At 37.4% G+C, this 20,574-nt stretch carries 17 protein-coding genes, 1 tRNA gene and 1 riboswitch; of the genes, 12 read left to right on the top strand and 6 right to left on the bottom strand.

Features of this window, described 5'->3' with window-relative positions; all coding sequences use genetic code 11:
• The first annotated feature begins 14 nt into the window (after nt 1-14).
• The 7 genes from ald (at nt 15) to wip (ending at nt 7,954) form a co-directional block, all read left to right on the top strand.
• Entirely contained in the window at nt 15-1,133 is a 1,119-nt protein-coding gene (gene ald, locus AAHH40_RS05270; protein ID WP_342219637.1) for an alanine dehydrogenase, read from the top strand.
• Nucleotides 1,126-2,499, top strand: a complete 1,374-nt coding sequence (locus AAHH40_RS05265) for a leucyl aminopeptidase family protein (RefSeq protein ID WP_342219636.1) — start codon at nt 1,126-1,128, stop codon at nt 2,497-2,499. Before ald ends, AAHH40_RS05265 begins: the two co-directional genes overlap by 8 nt.
• Before the next feature lie 32 nt (nt 2,500-2,531).
• Nucleotides 2,532-2,627, top strand: a riboswitch (TPP riboswitch).
• Between the two features lie 71 nt (nt 2,628-2,698).
• Nucleotides 2,699-3,643: an ABC transporter substrate-binding protein gene (locus AAHH40_RS05260; protein WP_342219635.1), complete on the top strand. Its 945-nt coding sequence runs from the start codon at nt 2,699-2,701 to the stop codon at nt 3,641-3,643.
• The gene (locus AAHH40_RS05255) at nt 3,643-3,945 is read left to right on the top strand and encodes an FAD-dependent oxidoreductase (protein ID WP_342219634.1); all 303 of its coding nucleotides are present in this window, start codon (nt 3,643-3,645) and stop codon (nt 3,943-3,945) included. The genes AAHH40_RS05260 and AAHH40_RS05255 overlap by 1 nt, the downstream gene beginning before the upstream one ends.
• A gap of 286 nt (nt 3,946-4,231) precedes the next feature.
• Nucleotides 4,232-5,461, top strand: a complete 1,230-nt coding sequence (gene thiE, locus AAHH40_RS05250; protein WP_342219633.1) for a thiamine phosphate synthase — start codon at nt 4,232-4,234, stop codon at nt 5,459-5,461.
• A complete protein-coding gene (locus AAHH40_RS05245) occupies nt 5,458-6,576 on the top strand; it encodes a ThiF family adenylyltransferase (RefSeq protein WP_425287981.1) in 1,119 nt (372 codons plus the stop codon). Before thiE ends, AAHH40_RS05245 begins: the two co-directional genes overlap by 4 nt.
• A gap of 94 nt (nt 6,577-6,670) precedes the next feature.
• Nucleotides 6,671-7,954: a Dot/Icm T4SS effector Wip gene (gene wip / locus AAHH40_RS05240; protein WP_342219631.1), complete on the top strand. Its 1,284-nt coding sequence runs from the start codon at nt 6,671-6,673 to the stop codon at nt 7,952-7,954.
• A gap of 86 nt (nt 7,955-8,040) precedes the next feature.
• Here the strand turns inward: wip and folD are convergent, their stop codons facing one another.
• Nucleotides 8,041-8,895 carry a bifunctional methylenetetrahydrofolate dehydrogenase/methenyltetrahydrofolate cyclohydrolase FolD gene (gene folD, locus AAHH40_RS05235; RefSeq protein WP_342219630.1) on the bottom strand — a complete coding sequence of 285 codons (855 nt, stop codon included), beginning with the start codon at nt 8,893-8,895 and terminating at the stop codon, nt 8,041-8,043.
• A 49-nt stretch (nt 8,896-8,944) separates the two neighbouring features.
• Between folD and serS the strand changes: the two genes are divergently transcribed.
• From serS to AAHH40_RS05215, 4 genes are all read left to right on the top strand, one after another.
• Nucleotides 8,945-10,219, top strand: a complete 1,275-nt coding sequence (serS, locus tag AAHH40_RS05230; protein WP_342219629.1) for a serine--tRNA ligase — start codon at nt 8,945-8,947, stop codon at nt 10,217-10,219.
• An 11-nt stretch (nt 10,220-10,230) separates the two neighbouring features.
• Nucleotides 10,231-12,210, top strand: a complete 1,980-nt coding sequence (locus tag AAHH40_RS05225; RefSeq protein WP_342219628.1) for an OPT family oligopeptide transporter — start codon at nt 10,231-10,233, stop codon at nt 12,208-12,210.
• Between the two features lie 157 nt (nt 12,211-12,367).
• A complete protein-coding gene (locus tag AAHH40_RS05220) occupies nt 12,368-13,621 on the top strand; it encodes a divalent metal cation transporter (protein ID WP_342219627.1) in 1,254 nt (417 codons plus the stop codon).
• 141 nt (nt 13,622-13,762) lie between these two features.
• A tRNA-Lys gene (locus AAHH40_RS05215) sits at nt 13,763-13,838 on the top strand.
• 7 nt (nt 13,839-13,845) lie between these two features.
• On the opposite strand, the gene AAHH40_RS05210 is transcribed toward AAHH40_RS05215, so the two are convergent.
• From AAHH40_RS05210 to AAHH40_RS05200, 3 genes are all read right to left on the bottom strand, one after another.
• Complete coding sequence (locus tag AAHH40_RS05210) at nt 13,846-14,070, bottom strand: hypothetical protein (protein ID WP_342219626.1); 225 nt, start codon at nt 14,068-14,070, stop codon at nt 13,846-13,848.
• A 71-nt stretch (nt 14,071-14,141) separates the two neighbouring features.
• Nucleotides 14,142-15,095, bottom strand: a complete 954-nt coding sequence (locus tag AAHH40_RS05205) for a hypothetical protein (protein WP_342219625.1) — start codon at nt 15,093-15,095, stop codon at nt 14,142-14,144.
• A 31-nt stretch (nt 15,096-15,126) separates the two neighbouring features.
• Entirely contained in the window at nt 15,127-16,401 is a 1,275-nt protein-coding gene (locus tag AAHH40_RS05200) for a hypothetical protein (RefSeq protein ID WP_342219624.1), read from the bottom strand.
• Between the two features lie 197 nt (nt 16,402-16,598).
• Between AAHH40_RS05200 and AAHH40_RS05195 the strand changes: the two genes are divergently transcribed.
• Complete coding sequence (locus tag AAHH40_RS05195; RefSeq protein ID WP_342219623.1) at nt 16,599-19,145, top strand: vWA domain-containing protein; 2,547 nt, start codon at nt 16,599-16,601, stop codon at nt 19,143-19,145.
• A gap of 67 nt (nt 19,146-19,212) precedes the next feature.
• Here the strand turns inward: AAHH40_RS05195 and AAHH40_RS05190 are convergent, their stop codons facing one another.
• Both AAHH40_RS05190 and AAHH40_RS05185 read right to left on the bottom strand, forming a co-directional pair.
• Nucleotides 19,213-19,659: an ankyrin repeat domain-containing protein gene (locus AAHH40_RS05190; RefSeq protein ID WP_342219622.1), complete on the bottom strand. Its 447-nt coding sequence runs from the start codon at nt 19,657-19,659 to the stop codon at nt 19,213-19,215.
• A gap of 84 nt (nt 19,660-19,743) precedes the next feature.
• On the bottom strand, nt 19,744-20,502 hold the full coding sequence (locus tag AAHH40_RS05185; protein WP_342219621.1) for a hypothetical protein: 759 nt from the start codon (nt 20,500-20,502) through the stop codon (nt 19,744-19,746).
• Between the last annotated feature and the right edge of the window lie 72 nt (nt 20,503-20,574).

Raw genomic sequence — 20,574 nt, 5'->3', positions numbered from 1 at the left:
TATACGGAGTTAATATGCATATTGGCGTTCCTAAAGAAATTAAGAACCATGAGTATCGAGTCGCTATTATTCCTTCTATTGTTCGTGAATTGACTGATCATGGTCATCAGGTGTTTGTTGAAACGAATGCAGGGAGTGGCATTGATATTTCAGATGATGACTATCGAGAGGCCGGCGCTATTGTACTTAATACAGCACAAGAAGTTTTTCAACAAGGTAATCTGATCCTCAAGGTTAAAGAACCCCAGCCACAAGAATGTGCCTATTTAAATGAAGAAAAAACTTTATTTACTTTTTTGCATTTGGCCGCCGATAAAAAGCAAACGGAATTATTATTAGCATCGAATTGTACCGCTATAGCTTATGAAACAGTCACCGATGCTCGAGGAGGCTTGCCTTTATTAGCGCCTATGAGTGAAGTAGCAGGACGTATGTCGATACAAGCGGGCGCACATTGTTTAGAGAAAGCACAAGGCGGACGCGGTATTTTATTATCCGGTGTCCCAGGGGTTGCATCGTCTAGCGTTGTTGTTTTAGGTGGCGGTGTAGTGGGTAGTAATGCCATTCGCATGGCCTTAGGTTTAGAAGCGCAAGTGACTGTTTTGGATAAATCAGCGGCTAAACTAAAAGAGTTAGATCTACACTTTGGTGGACAACTAAATACCATTTTTTCCACACAAGATGCCATAGAAAAATATGTGCCGTTGGCAGATTTATTAATAGGCGCAGTGTTAGTACCCGGTGCTGAAGCGCCGAAAATTGTAACACGAGAATTATTAAAAAAAATGCGTCCAGGTTCAGTAGCGGTGGATGTGTCCATCGATCAAGGCGGATGTTTTGCGACAAGTCGACCGACAACACATACGGATCCTACTTATATTGTCGATGACATTGTTCATTATTGCGTAAGTAATATGCCGGGTGCGGTGCCACGTACTTCTACGTTTGCTTTGACACATGCCACACTACCTTACATTTTAGCGTTAGCTAATAAGGGCGTTTATAGAGCTTTGGCGGAAGATGCGCATTTACGTAATGGCTTGAATATTTCACGTGGTCGCATTACACATCAAGCGGTGGCGAATGTGTTTGATAAGCCTTATGTTTCAGCTCGGGAGGTTTTGAGTGCTTAATTGTTTTATTCACGAGTCGTCGCGCTCGATTCCTATCGCTGCCATTTTGCCAGAACAATGGCAAGCTTGGTTAGCGGGCCAGCCAAAAGTAACACAGCAGTGGTTACAAGTTATTAATTTTACCGCAAAACCTGGAAGTTATAGTTTACTTCCAGGAACAGCGGGGCAACTGCAACAGGTTTTGTTGATACGTAATGATGCAGCGGACTTTTGGACGTTTGGTTTGCTACCCAATGTATTACCAGAAGGCCATTATCATGTTGAAGATATCGACACACCAAAATTACTGGAACAGATTGCTTTAGCGTGGGGTTTGGGTGCGTATGAATTTAACCGTTATAAAAAATCAACGCGGCCTTTAGTACAATTGCTCATTTCGAAAAAGAGTCATACGGAATTGATGATAAAGCTTGATGCGATTTATCGCGTCCGTAATATGATTAATACGCCGGCAGATGACATGGATCCAGCTGAACTGGTAGAAAATGTATTTCAGATCGGCAAAAAATATCATGCCACAGTAACACAAATAGTCGGTGAAGATTTACTCAGCGCTAACTATCCCGCTATTTATACCGTTGGTAAAGCGAGTTGTCATGAGCCACGTTTAGTTGATTTAAAGTGGGGTGATAGCAAGCATCCAAAAATTACGTTAGTGGGTAAAGGTGTATGCTTTGATTCGGGTGGCTATAATTTAAAGTCTAGCGGCAATATGTTGGCTATGAAGAAGGATATGGGTGGAGCCGCGAATGCTATCGGCTTGGCCGAAATGATTATGGCGCATCAGTTACCGGTGCGTTTACGTGTATTAATTCCCGCAGTGGAAAATCTGATTTCGGGCAACGCTTATAAACCCGGCGATATTATTCAAACTCGACACGGTTTAACGGTAGAGGTTGGAAATACTGACGCGGAAGGTCGTCTTATTTTAGCGGATGCACTCTGTGAAGCCGATAGTGAAAGTCCAGAGTTATTAATCGATTTTGCTACGTTAACCGGTGCAGCGAGAGGTGCAGTCGGAACAGAAATAAGTGCCTTTTTTACCGACCAAGAACAATTGGCGCAGGATATTATCCAGCATAGTCAACAACAACAGGATCCGGTGTGGCGTTTGCCCTTGTATAAACCGTATCAAAAATTACTTGACACTAAATTCGCCGATTTAAATAATTGCGGTTCTTCTCCTTTTGCTGGTGCTATTACCGCAGCTTTATTTTTGCGTAGCTTTATTAGTGAAGAGACAACATGGTTACACTTTGATTTTAACGCTTACAATGTCAATACCAGACCCGGCCGACCCGAAGGCGGAGAAGCGATGGCGATATTAACAGTGTTTAGTTATTTGTTGGAAAAATATTCTGCTTAACAAAAATTAAAATTTAGCATAGACTTGATTCGTTAGATGGCGCGGGGTGTCGGGAAACCGGCTGAGAATATGACCCGTCGAACTTGAACTGATTCATATCAGCGTAAGGATCGCCTTCAAAAAATTCATTCCATATTTCTTATAGGGATGTTTACCTTTTGCCATCTCCATTTTTTATTTATTTTGAGAGGTGATGGCCATGTCAGCATTAAAATCCCGAGTTAGCTTATTACTCAATTGGTATACGAATCCTTATCATGCGCCGATTATTGTCGCGCAGCAATTAGGCTTTTATGCACAAGAAGGCATTAAACTGGCCATACTCGAACCCAATGATCCTAGCGATGTAACTGAGTTAGTTGGTTTAGGGACGGTTGATTTTGGTGTAAAAGCGATGATCCATACTGTCGCAGCTCGAGCTAAAGGATATCCAGTCACTTCGATAGGCACACTGCTTGATGAACCACCTACGGGTTTAATTGCTTTAAAATCAAGTGGAATCCGTCAATTCCATGACATCGTGAACAAACGAATTGGTTATATTGGCGAGTTTGGAAAGAAAATCATTGATGATCTGGCTAAGCTTGCCGGCATTGATCCAGAAAGTTATACAACCGTACGTATTGGGATGAATGTTACCGATGCAATTTGTCGGGATATAATTGATGCGGGTATTGGCTTTATTAATTTTCAAAAACTTGAATTAGAACATCTGCATGGCGAAACGGTTTTTTTACGTATCGATCAACTGGCTGGATTGGGTTGCTGTTGTTTTTGCTCTATACAATTGATTGTGCCAGAAAAAACTTTGTTACAGACTGAATTAACTCAATCTTTTTTGCGGGCAACACAACGTGGCGCTGCATTGACTACCGAACAACCTGAAGAGGCTTACGAAGTATTATGCCAAGCTAAACCACAATTACGTACCCCGCTGTATCAAAAGATTTTCATGCATAGTTTACCATTTTTTTCCCGTACTTTATTAAATGTTGAACGCGATTGGGATAAGGTAGGTCGTTATACCAAACACTTAAATATCATCGACGAACATTTTGCTATAGCGGATTGTTATACCAATCAATTTTTACCAAAAATTCCTTACTCAGAAATACCATCTGTTGCGGATTGTCTTGCAAGCTAATGATGATGCAAGCCGGTATTGTAGGAATGGGCATCATGGGCCGGTTGCTGGCATTGGCATTACATAATCTGGGTTGGCAAGTCACGCTTTTTGATGATCAGCAAGGGGATAGTAACTGCAGTTCGGCTGCGGCGGGTTTATTAACGCCTTTTTCTGAATGTGATAAAGCCGATCGTGTGATTTTTCAGCTAGGCCAAGAATCGGTTACATCCTATTGGCCTATATCAGATTTTTTCAACACACACGTTACATCACTGACACCCAGACAGATAGTGACTGATAAAAAATCTTATGCGTTTTGAGCGACAATTTGCAGTCATCCTAAATAATAAGCTGATTGCCCGCAGAGATTTTAAAACAACCTTGTTACAGTTAAATGATTGCGTAGATATTTTAATTCCCATGCAAGGGGGGTAATTATGTGGAATCTAATTGGAAAAACTTTAAATAGCTGTTTGTTATTAGGAACTGCCCATTACCCTTTGAATTAATTAAAGCAGCGAGAATTTTAATAAAGCAAGATTTTGATGTCTTTCCTTCCAGTACATCATTAATTGATACGCCATTTTGGTTGCAAGAAAATAAAGTATGAAACAAGCAAAGCGAGTAGTCATCAATTATTCAGACACGCCAGGGGATAGCGATACAATTGATTTAGAAACACTGAAAAATTTTAATGTCCAAGCCTTAACATTGATCGAGACAATAACAAAATACACTGCATCTAATATTACGGATTTTATGACGTTACTTCCTTGTGCGGATCTCCTAATCTGCAATTTGATGGAAGTGGAAAAATTATTTCAGGTAAGGATTAATACTTATCAAGACATACAAGAGGCAACGCAGCGCTTGTTACAATTGGGCGCTAAAAGCGTATTAATCAAAGCTAGTCAATTAAAAAACGATTATTTTTGTCATGATTATTGGTGTAATCAAGAAGAATCGTTTTGGATAGCGACTCCACGTTTACCAAACCAATCTATAATAATGACGAAAGCGATTTTTTATACCGCTGTTGCCGCCTGTTTAGTGCGCAACTATTCCCTTAAGGATGCCATTGTTATTGCAAAAATGTATGTGCATCGTGGTTTGCGTAAAGCTTATACAGAAAATCAAACGCTAAAATTTTTTCATAGTGGATGGCCAGAAGAACAAGCTGATCTTCCTTATCTTTGCGCAAAACCTTTATTAAAATTGCCGCAGGTTTTTAAGCCTTGTAGAGTAGGTTTGTATCCTATCGTTGATAGCAGTTTATGGGTAGAAAAATTATTAACGCAAGGTGTAAAATGTATTCAATTACGCATTAAAGATACGAATGCATTACTTTTAGAAAAAGAAATTAAGCGGAGTGTGTTTCTCGCAAAAAAATACCAAGCTAAGCTATTCGTTAATGATTATTGGCAACTAGCTATTCGTTTTAATGCAACAGGGGTGCATTTGGGTCAAGAAGATCTACATGACGCAGATATCGATGCGATTTATCATGCTGGATTATATCTAGGCGTGAGTACCCATTGTTATTATGAAGTCGCACGAGCGCATGTCTATAATCCATCCTATATTGCCTGTGGACCGATTTATTTTACCAGCAGCAAAGAAATGTCATTTCAACCACAAGGCATTGAGCAACTAAAGTGTTGGCGACGAACACTTTCTTATCCACTGGTTGCGATCGGCGGTATTAATCTTGATCGTTTACCCGATATTATAAAGTCGAAAGTGGATGGGGTTTCAGTTATTTCAGTGATTACACAAGCGAGTGATCCCGGTGCGATAATTGAAGAATTTTTACTACAAATAAATCGACCAAGATAATGCATGCCTACCTTTCAGTTGATGAAATAAAACGTTATGCGCAACAAATTAAATTATCAGAAATCGGTTTACATGGACAGAAAAAACTTAAACATGCTCGTGTACTATGTATAGGGCTTGGCGGATTAGGATCACCTTTACTACTTTATTTAGCAGCAGCGGGTGTGGGTAAGCTTGGAATAGTTGATCATGATAATGTGGAACTCACTAATTTACACAGACAAATACTTTATCGCGAACAACATCTGGGCCAAGCAAAATCAACTTCAGCAAGAGAACAACTTCTAGCGCTTAATCTTTCTATTGAAGTGAATTCCTATACAGAAAAACTAACACCAGACAATGCAGATAGGTTTGTTAGCCAATATGACATTATTGCTGACGGCTCAGATAATTTTGCTACGCGTTATTTAATTCACGATACGTGTTTTAAGTTTAACAAACCTTATGTCTATGCGAGTGCAGGACAATTTCAAGGTTACTGTGCCATATTTCATGCTAACCAAGAAAATCCTTGTTTGCATTGTTTGTTTCCATACGCTACTTCCCCTACTAGCGTTAATTGCGCAACTGACGGTGTTATAGGCGTGTTACCCGGCTTGTTGGGTATTCTGCAAGCGACAGAAATAATCAAATGGATATTAAAAATTGGTACGGGGTTAGTAAAACGTTTACTGATGGTCGATCTATTAGCAATGTCATTTAAAGACATTCATTTGAGTAAAAATCTTGATTGTCAATTATGTGTTTATCGTGAGTTTGCCCATGAGCCGATTTCTACAATTGTTTGTCCGGAGGATATATCCTTAAAAAATTATGCCTTATCTGCCAAACAATTGATTCATTTATTACAAAAAAGTAATATTTCCTTAGTCGACGTGCGTTCTGAAGCAGAACATAAGGATAAAAATATTGGAGGTAAATTAATTCCTTTAATAGAATTAGCTTACCGATTAAATGAATTAGATTTTAATCACACGATCATATTATATTGTCTTTCCGGTAAGAGAAGTCTACAGGCGCTAAAAATATTGTTAGCAGCAGGATTTACTTCGGTAAAATATCTAAGCAAAGGAGCGGTTGAATTTTTTAATTATTACCTATTGTATTTTTAGTTATGCTTATATCTTGAATACCTTCATTTTGCGGTGGAAATTGTGATAAGCTGATTATAAAATAAGCGCCCATAATATAAAAAAATTAACTAAAATGCCTATTAAATTATTACGAGAAAATGTCGATATTTATACTGCTCCTATACTTGATTTAAAATCAGAACCTATGAATGATGATAAAAATGAGCATACTATTGGCGATCTACATGGAAATGCTATCAAGTTATTCTATTTTCTTATAAAACAGGGCATCATAAAAAATATAGACGCTAAGGATTATAAGAAATTAGTTGATATCTATAAAAAACCAGTTGCTATGCTTGGAAAACAAGATCTTAATTTATTTAATAAAATTTTAAAAAAGATTAAATGCTTTGAAAATCGAAATTTAATAGTAAGACTCATTGGTGACGAATTGGCTGATAGAGGAAACAATGATTATTTCACTCTAAAAATTTTGCAAAAATTACACCAGCAAGGAATTCTACTTGAAATATTACTTTCTAATCATAGTGCAGAATTTGTAACAGCTTATGAGAGACAGAAACTAAATCAGCATGGTAAATTTAATTCGCTCAACTTACCAGCTAGGTTTATTACTTCGATGATGAATTTGCAAGTTCTTATCGATAAAAAATTAATTGATAAAGCTGAAATATTTACTATTTACCAAACCGTTTATAAACCAAATTTAAAGTTAATTGGATATACGTTGCATAACACCAATAAAAAAAAGCAAATTGTATTATACACGCATGCTCCAGCAGGATTGAATTCAATTCAATCTATAACAAGCGAGCTTGGTATATCTTATAAAGATGGGAAATTAACTGAGTTAACGGATACGATAGATAACATTAATGCCAAATTTCAAAAAGAATATATACAAAAAGATGAGATCCGTGAATTATTGGAATTTGAAAATATTATCTCTAAATTTATTTGGAATAGAAGCTATCAGGAGCTTCAACGGCCTGAGCAAAAACCAACATATAGGCTTAGTTTTGTTCATGGCCATGATGCAAGCGAGCCATCACAAGAAAATTTTTACAATCTAGATACTGATTTAGGTAAATGTGAAACATGTAACGAAGGAGAATATAGTGTGCTTCACATAACAGTAGAAAAAAAAGCTAAGACGAAAAAAGAATTTACGGAAAAAGCCTCTAAAGCAGAGGCATATTCTCCCATACCCTATGATCCTAGCTGGCTACCTCGTCAAGTATCCCAAGACATTACCACTCTGATGCAAAATGCTAATACATGCCGGAGAACCGAATTTTTTAGATATAAAGATACGAGCAAACATCCAATAACGCCCGTTATAGAAGTTTCGCAATCTATAAACGATGCTATTCCTACATTGACTCGTTGCTAAGTTTGATGTGTAACAGCTTATTTATAAACCGAATTAAATGTTTATCCCATAACCAATCTAGGTGTTTACTCTATTTAAAATTATTACTAAACATCACTCTGTTCAGCAGCAAATAAAGTATTTTCTAATAGCATTGCCACTGTCATAGGACCGACGCCACCGGGGACGGGTGTAATATAACCGGCGATTTCTTTAGCAGTGGCAAATTCTATATCGCCATGTAGTTTTCCGCTCGGTGCGCGCGTAATACCAATGTCAATTACAATGGCGCCGGGTTTGATCCATTGGCTTTGAATAATACCTGCTTTACCCATGGCACTCACCAATAAATCGGCACATTGAACATGTTGCTGTAAATCACGTGTGGCGCTATGACAAAGTGTGATAGTGCATCCTGCATTTAACAGTTCTAAAGCCATCGGTTTGCCCACGATGTTTGAAGTTCCCACAATGACCGCATTTAAACCTTTTAATGCAATTTTTTCATAATCAAATAGACGCATCACACCATAAGGAGTACAAGGACGTAAAAAAGCTCGACCCTGAGCTAAGAGTCCTAAATTCGTGGGGTGAAAACCATCGACATCTTTTTTCGGATCGAGACTATCTAAAATGTGCCCGGTATTCACGGAAGCAGGAAGAGGCAGTTGAACGAGTATACCGTGCACTTTCGGATCAGAGTTTAAGCTTTTAATTAAATTAAGTAGCTCGAGTTCAGTGGTATGCTGTGGCAGATCATAGGCAAAAGAATTCATCCCTATATCTCGGCAAGCATCCCGCTTGTTACGGACATAGATTTGCGAAGCCGGATCTTCACCGACCAAAACGACCGCTAAACCAGGCGTTTTAAGATTCTGAATACGTCGTTGTTCAAGTCGTTGCTTTAACGCAAGACGTGTTTGTTGAGCAATCGCTTTGCCATCGATGATAATTGCAGTCATAATTACTTTTCAGTATACCCGTTTTAAAAAAGAGCAATCTAGGCATTATATGTTAGATCCCAAATATTTACGTAACGATATTCAAATCGAAGAAATCGCCAAGCAGTTGGCTAATCGCGGCTATCAACTCGATACACGCTTAGTCTCGCGTTTAGAAACCCGTCGCAAAGAATTGCAATCTGAAACTGAAACCTTGCAAAACACCAGCAATCGCAGTGCAAAAGCGATAGGCTTAGCAAAGTCCAAAGGTGAATCCATCACGGCCTTACTAGAAGAAGTTGCCGGGATAAAAAAACGACGTGAAGTATGTGAAGCCCAGCTCAAGGACATACTCGAAGAATTGTCGGCTATTTATTTGACTATCCCCAATCTGCCTCATGCATCAGTACCGGTAGGTCAGGATGAATCTCAAAACAAGACGCAACGTCACTGGGGGAAAATCCCTAATTTTGATTTTGCAGTAAAAGATCATGTCGCATTAGGTGAAGCAAACGGCTTGATGGATTTTGCCAGTGCCAGCAAAATTGCTGGATCGCGTTTTGTTGTTTTGTATGGTCGTTTGGCAAGATTACAACGCGCGTTGATACAATTTATGTTAGAGATGCACACTAAGGAACATAAGTATCAAGAAGTCTATGTGCCGTATATCGCCAATACGGAAAGCTTAATCGGTACCGGTCAATTACCAGGTTTTTCTGAAGACTTATTTAGTATGAAAGGCGAGCATGGCTTTTATCTTATCCCTACCGCCGAAGTATCGGTCACTAATCTTGCTCGTGATACCATTTACGCTGCGGCGGATTTACCTAAAAAATACGTTGCCCATACACCGTGTTTTCGTAGTGAAGCGGGTTCTTATGGTAAAGATACACGCGGCATGATCCGTCAACATCAATTTGAAAAGGTAGAACTGATTCGTTTTGTCGAACCTAAAAATTCCTATCAGGCTTTAGAAGAATTAACTCAAGAAGCAGAATCGATACTGCAAAAATTGGAATTACCTTATCGCGTCGTATCTTTGTGTACCGGCGATTTGGGTTTTAGTTCAGCAAAAACCTATGATCTCGAAGTGTGGCTGCCTAGTCAAAATACCTATCGTGAGATTTCGTCGTGCAGTAATTTTGAATCATTTCAAGCACGTCGTTTAGCAGCACGTTGGCGTAATCCAGAAACCAGTAAAATAGAATTGATCCATACCATTAATGGTTCCGGTTTAGCCGTCGGGCGGACCTTAGTCGCATTGATGGAAAATTATCAAACTAAAGAAGGAAAAATACGGATTCCAGAAGTGCTAAAAGATTATATTCAAGACGACTTTATTTAAATTGAATGCTCATGCAAGAGGATAAGAAACAGTCAGTTGGTGTTATTACCTTAAGAGTGATAGTCTTAGGGATTTTTTTAGCCATATTATTGGCTGCGTCAAGTACTTACCTTGCTTTAAAAGTGGGGATCTTACCTTCAGCGTCGATTCCTGCAGCCATATTAGCGATGTCAATACTACGTTTGTTCCATAACGGGAATATTTTTGAAGCTAATCTGATTCAGACCGCTGCATCTGCCGGAGAAGCGGTTGCCGGCGGCATAGTATTTACCATTCCTGCGTTAGTCATCATTGGTTATTGGCATTATTTTCCTTATTTTGCAAATTGTGCGATTGCTTTATTAGGTGGATTATTAGGTATTTTATTTTCGATTCCGCTACGTAAAATTTTGATCAATACGCCACAACTTTATTTTCCGGAAGCGCGCGCGATATCCGAAGTATTACAGTTAAGTCAAAAACAAAGCTTTCATATTAAGAAAATGTTAGTCGGTACAAGTTTGGGTGCTGGCTTGGAATTCGCGCAAACCGGTTTAAAAGTTATTGCGGTATCCACTGAAAAATGGATCGTATTTGGACAAACTAATATTATTGGCTTTGGTTTTGGCTTTGCGCCGGCCTTAATCGGTGTGGGTTATTTAATTGGTTGGAATGTAGGTCTAAGCTTGTTGTTAGGAGCATTTGTTGCTTGGGGAATAACTCTGCCCTTATTAAGTTATTTTATTCCGGCGGGTAACACTTTTATTTTGGCAAAAAATTTAACCGCATACGCAAGCGATATTCATTATATTGGTTTAGGCGCAATGCTAGCGGCCGGATTATGGACTTTATTAAATTTATTCCATCCTTTTTATCTTAGCTTGCGTTTATCACTGCAAGGTTTGTTTCAACCATTAAAAGCGCCATTATTGCCTACTGAGCAAGATATACCATTGAATTATCTACTCGCGGGTTTAGGTTTGGTTATTGTGAGTATTTATTTTTTATTCGATTATTTATTACCTATTCACAGTTTAATGTTTTCATTGCCGCAATTATTTATCATCGGTGCAGTTCTGTATGTGTTGGTAATAGGTTTTGTGTTTGCAGCGCTCTGCGGTTATTTTTCCGGTTTAGTAGGTGTAACAGCTAGTCCAGGATCGGCCATCGTTATTTCAGGCCTATTATTCATGGCATTAATTTTACGCTTATTGTTGTTTTTCAAAGGACATGAATTGTTAAGTTCACAATTACTCAATGCAGCGGCTGTGACCATCATCATCGGAGCGGTAGTAGCCGGTGCCGCATGTATTGCAAATGATAATATTCAAGATTTGAAAGTAGGGCATCTTATTGGTGCAGCTCCTTGGCAGCAACAAGTCATGCTAATACTGGGTGTGCTCATAGCTGCTTTAGTCATTCCAATGGTAATGCAATTACTTTTTAATGTGTATGGACTTACCAACGTATTACCGCATGCGGGTATGGATCTCCAACAAAGCTTATCGGCGCCACCTGCCGCTATGATGGCCGGCTTAACCCAAGGTGTATTTAATCATGATTTGCCCTGGAACATGTTAGGGTTGGGTGCGGCTATTATGCTGGTATTAATTCTTGTGAATACACTGACCAAAATTAATATTTCTTTGCTAGGCGTAGGCATGGGAATTTATTTACCTTTAAGTTCTTCCACTCCCTTATTTATCGGGAGTTTGTTTGCTTATAGTGTTAAATTATTTTTACAAAAAAAAATTGATAAAGGTGCCGCATCGCAACCGAATTTTCAACAACACGATGCGATTTTACTCAGTTGCGGATTAGTAGCAGGTGCCGCGTTGATGGATGTATTACTCGCCATCCCTTTATCTATTACTGGAAATACCCGCTTATTTGCTATTTTTCCCGTGGGTTGGCAGGCACTCGCCAACTTGCTCGGTTTTCTAAGTTTATTAGGCTTAGCGGCCAGCTTCTATTGGGCCATTCATTCGAAAAAAATAACGCCTAGACTTTAATTGTCGCTAAGCTTTGGATGCTTCCATTGCTTACAGAAATCAGTTTTTCAATGTAAGTAACTGAGTAGCGCTAATTGATAATGATTATCATTAGTATTGATAGTCGCTATGGTTATTGCTAAAATACCAAGAATAATTCTAAAAATAACCGATAGGTATGTCTGTTTCGCAAATTTTAAAAAAAACACGTTCCTTAAAAAAGCCGCTACTTTGGCTGAGTATATTGGGCCCAGGTTTGGTGGTGATGTTGGCCGATACTGATGCCGGGAGTTTAATTACTGCCGCCCAAAGTGGTGCCGTCTGGGGGTATAAGTTACTGGCTTTACAGTTTATTTTGATGCCGATACTGTATATCGCCCAGGAATTAACCGTGCGTTTAGGTATTGCCACGGGTATGGGTCATGGCGAATTAATTAAGCATTATTTTGGCAAAACTTGGGCATGGTTATCGGTTTCGACCTTAGTGGTTTCCTGCATTGGTGCCATACTCAGTGAATTTAGTGGGTTGGCGGGGGTTGGAGCACTCTTCAATATTCCGGCCTGGGAAACCTTGTCCTTAGCCGTCGCTTTTTTGACTATCGTCGCCTGGACCGGGTCTTATCGTTCGGTTGAACGGATTGCTATTTTAATAGGATTATTCGAATTGGTATTTTTATGGGTCGCTTGGGATGCTAGGCCGGTAGGACATGAAATACTTAGCGGCTTTACCAATATTCCTTGGCAAAATAAATCTTACCTCTATTTGCTGGCTGGAAATATTGGTGCGGTGATTATGCCGTGGATGATTTTTTATCAACAATCAGCAGTGTTGGATAAAGGACTGAATGCCAGTCATTTACGTATAGCCCGTTGGGATACCGCCATAGGAGCCATCATTACGCAATTGATCATGGCGTCCTTATTAATTGCGACTGCGGCGACCATAGGTAAAATAAATCCCCAAGCCCCTCTGAATACGGTCCAACAAATTAGTCATGCCCTTACTCCCAGTTTAGGTTTTACCACCGGTCGAGTGTTATTTGCGCTAGGAATGACAGGTGCGGCATTAGTTGCCAGTATTGTAGTTTCTTTAACCGCTGCTTGGGGCTTAGGGGAGGTGATGGGTTTTCGCCGCTCCTTAGAGCACCATCCTAAAGAAGCGCCCTGGTTTTACGGAATTTATACCTTAATATTGATCTTAGGTGCAATATTGGTAGCGTCCCGCAGTGTAAATTTAGTAAATCTAAGTGTCGGTGTTGAGGTTATGAATGCCATATTATTGCCGATAGTATTGGGATTTTTGTATCTGCTAGCACTGCGTACCTTACCAAAAGAATTTCGTTTAAAACCCGTTTATGCTTTATTAGTTGGAGTAATTTTATTAATCACCGCTTCGTTTGGTTTGTTCGGTGGGATTTCAGGAATTTTATAGACCTAACATTTATATTAGGGTTATTTGAAGCTTAAATGATATGAATCGCTGCTCTCAATGGCCAGAGTAATCGAAAAAAAATGTGCATTAGGATTGCTATTCACTAGCAAATTGTCTACAATCTCGGCTTCCGTTTTCGCGGGGCCGTTAGCTCAGTTGGTAGAGCAGTAGACTTTTAATCTATTGGTCGATGGTTCGATTCCATCACGGCCCACCAGTAAAATCTAATAGGTCTCTTTCATCCCTGGCCTCATGAGCGTGGGGCTATGAATAGGATGAGTAGTATCTTGATCCGTTAAATAAGATCGAGCATAATTATCAAAATAATTTTTAAAACGTTTGGCAAAGACTTGTTTCATTTTAAGAGTAAGTCGTTCGTCTATCTCGCTTGAGATCTCATGTAAGAAACTAGAATGTCGTTGATTTTCACTGACGCCTTCGCTTTTCATGATATTTCCATAGAGTGTATTTATTTTGTTATAGCTATGCGTAATGTCATATAAAAATGCGCGGGCGAGTTCTAAGGGCGTGTTATCTCTATTCGCTGAAAGTAATAGTTCAATCTTACCTGTTTTCGCATGGACAATAGGCATCCTTTTATGTCTAAAAAAATAGAGTCCATTTTTTTCAGCGGCGAATTTTTATCCAAGCCTGAAAAATCCATTTTCATAAAATCTACTGTGCCATCAGGGCTAATCAAACGGTAAATTTTAGGATGATAAACTTCTATGGTTTTAAGGAATGTACTGAATTCTCTCTCTTCTGAAGCATTACGCTGTTTTTTGTTAAATAACTCTTTAATATGCTCCACATGCTTGAAAAATTCATCAACGGCTATACTTAATTCCGATTTTAATTTTTCATCCATTTTTCCTTGTTCGGTAAGGAAAGGGTACATAATAAAGCCTTTTTCTATTAGAAATGCTTTTACTAGCTCGTTACTAATTCTATACAGATTAATATCAGCTACTGTAACATGGTGTAATTCATTTAATAAAATTGATCGAAGTTCCTCTGTAGCCAATTTTTTCTGCAGCACAATGTCTATTTGTCGGGGTGCTGAAACAAAGCCTCCTATAATACCGCCTTTAGGGTGCTGAGCCGAAGAATAGGGAACCCAATGAATGGTTGTCTTAGACAACGCCAATTTATTTGCGGGGGTTAGCGAAGTTGAGGACAATATTTTTTTCTGTTGCTTTATATAATCAAGAATTATCGTCCGATCGTTGGTATTTGCAAAAGATTTATCCATAGAAAATTTGATCGAAGCTTGCCATTTGATGCTATTGTCTATAGGAGCAGGAAAGAACTGCGTGAGAATAGGGGCATCGGAAAGCGCTACCGTTTGATTACTTAAAGCCATGTTAGATTGATTACGCAACAAAGCATATACAACCGCTAGGAATAGACCTGAAGCAAATGCGCCTAATAGCCAATAGAGATAACTACAGTCATTGCTTTGCTTCGTTTGCATTGATTTTCTTTTTTTAGGCATTGCTTTATCTCTATGGAATGTTTTTTTTAGTTATACTTGCTTGGTGTGAACAACTCGCTTCTGATTCATTATTCGCAGGTTTAAAAAATTGGCTCGATCCAGGCGATTTTAATTTTTGGCCGGAATTATCTGGTGTGATTTCAGATAGTTTTAAAATTTCAAGCAATTCACTTAACTCACTGGAAATTCCAGTATTTTCTTCTTGCATGTACTTTTTATCCACGCCATTAAAGATAATTTCAGGTACATTCAAGGCGGGAATAAGTCTCTCTAACTCACAGGCAGTTAAATTTTCAAGAAATTCTGTTTCTAAGTATAACATATCATTATCCAAAACATACTTAGGTTGGCTATCTTTAAAAAAAGGTTTTATATGGTTCGCTTGTAAAAAATTAACAATGGGTAAAACGAGAAGTGTTTTTTCATTTTTAAACAATTTTATTAATTCTGTTGATACCAGCATTACAGGTAAATTGATCTGTAATTTATCGGGATTGAAAAGCTCTTCTCGAATTCCTTTGGGAAATATCACCATATAGGGCTCTGGCAGCTGGAAATACTTAGTTTTTGGAGTTTGACTCACTGTTAACACCAGGCTTTCTTCTTTGAATTTTGTTTCAAGCAGAGCCACTTTATTAACTATATGTCCTTTTAAATCCCATTCCACATAAGGTGATTTAATATTCTTCCAATAAATAAAACCATAGTCATAACCCAATAAGGAATTAGCTTTGAGATCCTCTTCATTTCTAAGAACAATTACATGTAAATAATTAATTTTCTTGTTAAATTTTATTTTTATGTGAATAAGCGTAGTCATTAAATTAGCACAGATGGCGCTATCGTTTCTTCTATTTTCTAGAGTAGGTAAATGCTGAGCACTATGTGCTAAACCTAAATTTTCTTTTGTTAGGCAAGTTATTTGATGACCGGTGCGCAAATTATATCTGGAATGGTATAGCTCACCTACAATGTGTTCTTTTTCCAACTCCGATGAAATATACAATCCGGTATAAGGTAAAAATATTACACTGCTAAGAACCCATCCTTTGGTAAATATCCCTTTTCCATAATCCCCCATATTTCGCTCTTTGACGTATCCAAGACTTTTTTTATATAAGTTGGAGAATTTATCAAGCTTAAATGCTTCTGACTTTTCGAGTGGCTTTTCGAATAATGCACTCGCATCATAAATAATTTCATTTTCTTTTGGAACAGGTATTTTATTTTCTTTAATTACTTGTAATGATCCTTCTAATACGTTCAGCTTAATATAATCCTGCATAAAAAATTCCTAAAAAATTATTTTATTAATAATTTTACATGAATATTTTAAAACTAAAATATATTTTTTAAAGTCGATAATATGAGGTAAATCTTCTTCTTATTTAATTTAAATTAAATATATTTAATGGCTTGCTTACTCGTCCATTGATGGACTAATATCAGATCACATTTGTTATTTTGAAAAGGAGAAAAAAAATGAATTCAGAGAATCAAACTAACACTACGCCAAGCATTACTTTATCGATCTCTCCACAGAAATTAGATTATTCTCTTGCAGAAACCCAAATACAAATCTTTTCACCTGTTCCGCACGATCCAATTGCAAAAGAAACTGATAAATTACTTCGTTTAGAAACTTGCTTTCGTGCGCCTTCTGTCTCTGTTTCGCCTACTGCAAAAATTGTGCATCATGCCATCGTGCTGGATGTAAGTAGCAGTATGCGGCGTGAAAGAATAGAAATGGCTAAAAGTTCGATTAAAAGTCTCATTAATTTCATTAGAGAATCAGATGCAAAAGCTTTAATTAGTTTAATCAGTTTCAGTAGTAAAGTTACCCGTATTTTTACATTTCAGCCAATAGCAGAATTAACAGAAAAAAAATTAGAAAATTTTTTAAATCAAGTAATGTTAAGTTGGGGTACGCGCATCGATCTAGGCGTATTAGAAGTATTAGCGCTTGATGAGAATAAAGAGACCAACGTGCAAGATGGGCTTATATTTTTATTAACCGATGGAGTTAATGACCGGAAAGCAGGACCTGCTCCATCGGTCATGCGAACTTTTCTTGATAAGCGAGAGAGCTTGCCTAGGATTATCGGTTTGGGGATAGGTGAAAAATATGACGCTTCGTATGTGGTGCAGTTACTGAATAAGTCACCATGGATGCATATAAAAAATTCGAATACAGCTTCTTTGGTGGACGAAAAAGATAAAATTGTACATCAATTAAAAGGCGAATGGGTGTCAGTGGATTTGATAATAAGATCATTAAATCAGTATATTTGTATTCCAATAGCGAGCGTCGATATTACGGAAAGGTTTAGTATTAGCTTAACTCCCGATGATTTAATGGCAGGAGGATTTTTAGACAAAACCGCTGTGGATGCGTTTTTTAATGCAAGAGAAGTTAATATGGGTATGGTGAGAAGTAATTCAGAACCGCTGGCCGTTAATCATCAAATCGGATTTTGCGATGAAATATTGATACCCTACTTTGAATCTGCAATAGCTAATTTTGAGAAACAATCCTTTACTGGCTCACTATCATTATCAGACAAGAATAAGGCGCTGGCTTTATTTAGAATGATACCCTGGACGACCGAGCGAGGATTTGAAAAGATTCGAGACGGGAGATGGAATGTATCGAGAGAGCACACGATCGATATTCAGGATGCAGCATTGCATTGCGAGCCCAACAATGATCCAAACTATAATAAACTCCGATTAAGACTCAAGGAAATAGTAGAAGGAAAAAAACTCAGCAAGGAAATCGGCGCTAAATTAATTTCAGAATCATCAGCGAGTGCAAGTCACACCACATTTCGCGGAAATAGAAATACTGCGCAGGAAAAGCAGTTAATTGATCCATTTAGTTTGCATGATTTCGCTGAGATAGATGAAGAAGAGGGTAGCATCAAAAAGCCTTATCTATTCTTGGTCGTGAACGATAAAACCGGTAGCATTCAACTACCTCCTTGTCGTTATGAAAAATCTACTATACGGGCTCTAAAGGAGAACGCAGAAAAAAACTATGCGTATACTAAATCTTTGTTACCACCCGGACCTTATGACCAGGGCGTAAAAAAGAGTAGCATTGTACTATTTGAAAAAGATAGTTTATTAACTGACTATCTTAAAACAGGAGATGATTATTCACAACTTCAAATGGATATAAGTCCAGTGAACCAAGCTGCAGATTGCCAGCATATTTTTGTATGTTCTACGTCAACGCAAGGCTTTAGTGAAGAAACTTTCCTCCGCGCTAAAAAGTTTATGCTGAATTTAGTGCAGAGTAGCGCGAGTGGGATTAACTTTAGTTTAATTTCTTACAATACCAGCTCTACGATTATTTTTGAAAATAAATCGATAGAAAAGGCAGAAGACAGAGAATTGATACTAAAAAACATAGGAAATTTAGCGCTATGTGCGCTTGAAGAAAATAAAGGATCTTCTCCTTCCTTAGGTTTAGCCCGTTCACTCAGTTTATGGGCGGACTCAATAAACCCAACAGGTAATGAAGAAAATTATTATCCTCCTCATACTAAAATATATTTATTTATGGGTGAACGTGAGAATAACTACGATTTTGTTGATGATTATGATGTTTTAAAGAGAAAGTACCAAGCTTACGACAACAGTACTGCAGAAGATGATCCTGATGGTTCGAACATCGAAAAATTCAATCTGTTATTGCATAGTGGTGATGAAGTAATGCTTCCTCGGTATCGGGCTAAGGAGCTAGTGGATTATTTTTCAAATAACCATACACCCAATGATAAAGTACCGCACTTTACTATTTTTACTGAATGCAATCGGTTCCCTTTCTTTATACAAAAATTTTTAGAAATGTATTCCTATAGTTTTGGTGCAGGAGTTGTTGAGAAACAAGACCTTTCAGTAGTAGCAAAGCGTGAAGAAATGAAAGGAAGTGGATCAAACAGTTCGTTTTTTGGCAGCCACGTTCAAGCTTTAGAAGTCAGTGAGCCAAGTGCAGCTACAAGTCATGCGCAATGTAGTCCCTGATAGAATACGTTGATGGGTTATATATAAACCTCGCCAAATGTTTGCTTAAGCGAGGTTTATATAACAATTATCTAGGGATAGTTAAATGGTTCGAAATATTTTTGCTATTTTTGTCAACTTCAGAAGAAAAGTTTTTAAAAAAACTGATAGTATTGTAAATATTCTTACCAACGATACGTTCAAGTTTTTTTTCAAATAATTGTTGCAAAGCGCTAAAATTATGGGTTACAGCATAATCTAAAGGTGTATGGCCCGCTTTATTATTTATCATAATGTCAGCACCGTTTTGTATGAGTAAGCTAGCTATCACTACTCTATTATCTTTTGCAGCGAAATGCAGTGGAGTGAGCCCTTCATTATCTTGCTCATTAGGATTGGCTCCATTTTTTAAAAGACGTCTTACAGAAGAGTAATCTCTTTTTATAACAGCATCCTTAAGTGTTTTTTGCAAGGATAAGTCTAAAGGAATATTGTATTTGATTGCTATATGTAGTTTTTTTGTAGATTTCCGCATAAATGTTACCCTTTATTATTTACTATTATTGACAACTTCACTTTGAAACCATACTTAACTTTTATAAGAAGTAAGTTATTAAAGTTAATGCTTAAAATCGTTTATAGGTGTTATATATTCTTTAAAAGTATTCTTAAGTGCAATTTGTGCTATTGGGGATAAAGCCTTTGCTTTAAAAGGTACTGTACGAAAGAACATATTATGATTTAAAGGGTTTTTTTGGCTAGCATTGCTTTGTATGATTGTTTTAAGCGAATTAACCTCTTCATTTCTAAGAGCTGGGTAAACATTCTTTAATAAACATAGAAATACGGTATTCAAAGAGGTTTGAAAAGAAACAGAACTACCTGGGACAAGTTTAGAAAAATTTGATTTTAGAAACCATTCCAAATTTTTATAATGAATTTTTTCAGAAAATAATATTTCTTTTAATTCATTGAAATCTTCACTATACATTTCATAAAAATACTTAGTTTCCTTTCTTAGATCATTACCTAAATTGAGTAATAATTTAACTCTAAAAAGGTGTAGTTCCAAAGCTTGTTTTTCAGCATCAGAATATTTTATTTCTGAAAGACTTTCTAAAAGTTTAGTAATCATTAACGAATCATCTGCTTTCTTTATGATGGCCTTAAAAAATTCTGGATCATTTTCCAGTTCAAATTCTTGATAAAATAAATTACTTTTGAGTTCATTAATAGTTTCTAGTATAGACTCTGTAAAAAGAGGCGAGATAAATATTTTTTTTAATTTTTCGTACGCATGAATTAATTTGTCTTTATTGGGTGACTCGGAAAACGACAAGACACGCAGCATATGGAAAAGTTTAGTTTCTATATTCATAAATATTTATCTAATTATTCTTTTAAAGTAAATATTCTATAGATTTTTTCTTAACCTTTTATTAAATCAAAG

The organism is Rickettsiella endosymbiont of Miltochrista miniata, assembly GCF_964031245.1.
Taxonomy (GTDB): Bacteria; Pseudomonadota; Gammaproteobacteria; order Diplorickettsiales; family Diplorickettsiaceae; genus Aquirickettsiella.
This window is presented reverse-complemented; position numbering and strand designations above follow the sequence as displayed.

What these genes read in the sequence shown, in the direction of transcription:
- ald (WP_342219637.1), top strand. Translation starts at nt 15, where the DNA reads ATGCATATTGGCGTTCCTAAAGAAATTAAGAACCATGAGTATCGAGTC.
- AAHH40_RS05260 (WP_342219635.1), top strand. Translation starts at nt 2,699, where the DNA reads ATGTCAGCATTAAAATCCCGAGTTAGCTTATTACTCAATTGGTATACG.
- AAHH40_RS05255 (WP_342219634.1), top strand. Translation starts at nt 3,643, where the DNA reads ATGATGATGCAAGCCGGTATTGTAGGAATGGGCATCATGGGCCGGTTG.
- thiE (WP_342219633.1), top strand. Translation starts at nt 4,232, where the DNA reads ATGAAACAAGCAAAGCGAGTAGTCATCAATTATTCAGACACGCCAGGG.
- wip (WP_342219631.1), top strand. Translation starts at nt 6,671, where the DNA reads ATGCCTATTAAATTATTACGAGAAAATGTCGATATTTATACTGCTCCT.
- folD (WP_342219630.1), bottom strand. Translation starts at nt 8,895, where the DNA reads ATGACTGCAATTATCATCGATGGCAAAGCGATTGCTCAACAAACACGT.
- serS (WP_342219629.1), top strand. Translation starts at nt 8,945, where the DNA reads ATGTTAGATCCCAAATATTTACGTAACGATATTCAAATCGAAGAAATC.
- AAHH40_RS05225 (WP_342219628.1), top strand. Translation starts at nt 10,231, where the DNA reads ATGCAAGAGGATAAGAAACAGTCAGTTGGTGTTATTACCTTAAGAGTG.
- AAHH40_RS05220 (WP_342219627.1), top strand. Translation starts at nt 12,368, where the DNA reads ATGTCTGTTTCGCAAATTTTAAAAAAAACACGTTCCTTAAAAAAGCCG.
- AAHH40_RS05210 (WP_342219626.1), bottom strand. Translation starts at nt 14,070, where the DNA reads ATGAAAAGCGAAGGCGTCAGTGAAAATCAACGACATTCTAGTTTCTTA.
- AAHH40_RS05205 (WP_342219625.1), bottom strand. Translation starts at nt 15,095, where the DNA reads ATGCAAACGAAGCAAAGCAATGACTGTAGTTATCTCTATTGGCTATTA.
- AAHH40_RS05200 (WP_342219624.1), bottom strand. Translation starts at nt 16,401, where the DNA reads ATGCAGGATTATATTAAGCTGAACGTATTAGAAGGATCATTACAAGTA.
- AAHH40_RS05195 (WP_342219623.1), top strand. Translation starts at nt 16,599, where the DNA reads ATGAATTCAGAGAATCAAACTAACACTACGCCAAGCATTACTTTATCG.
- AAHH40_RS05190 (WP_342219622.1), bottom strand. Translation starts at nt 19,659, where the DNA reads ATGCGGAAATCTACAAAAAAACTACATATAGCAATCAAATACAATATT.
- AAHH40_RS05185 (WP_342219621.1), bottom strand. Translation starts at nt 20,502, where the DNA reads ATGAATATAGAAACTAAACTTTTCCATATGCTGCGTGTCTTGTCGTTT.